The sequence below is a fragment of the Pseudomonas sp. FA-1 genome, assembly GCF_056856075.1.
The window spans coordinates 1-229 of sequence record NZ_JBWXTH010000092.1 but is presented as its reverse complement, the minus strand read 5'-3'; the positions used below and the strand labels follow the sequence as shown (position 1 = coordinate 229).

Annotated in this window: 1 protein-coding gene; it reads right to left on the bottom strand. The window is 70.7% G+C overall.

The genetic code is table 11. The features are described 5' to 3' along the window. Positions 1-229: hypothetical protein (locus AC1MHZ_RS23565; protein ID WP_482967032.1), on the bottom strand; the 229-nt coding region annotated here is incomplete at both ends.

Sequence of the window (229 nt, the reverse complement as noted above, 5' to 3'; positions counted from 1 at the left end):
GTCAGGGTCACGGTGCTGTCAGGCTCGGCGGTGCCGCTCAAGGTGGTGCCGTTGCTGGGATTGAGCACTGGTGCGCTTGGAGCCACGGCATCGACGGTGACGCTGCCCTGCCCGCTGGTGTTGCCCGTCGGGTCGGTGGCGGTGGCGTTGACAACGGTGAGGTAGGGCGACCGCGGGCTCGGCCAGGACGGGCAGTAGCGGATGACGTCGGCGGGGTCGGCGGCACTCG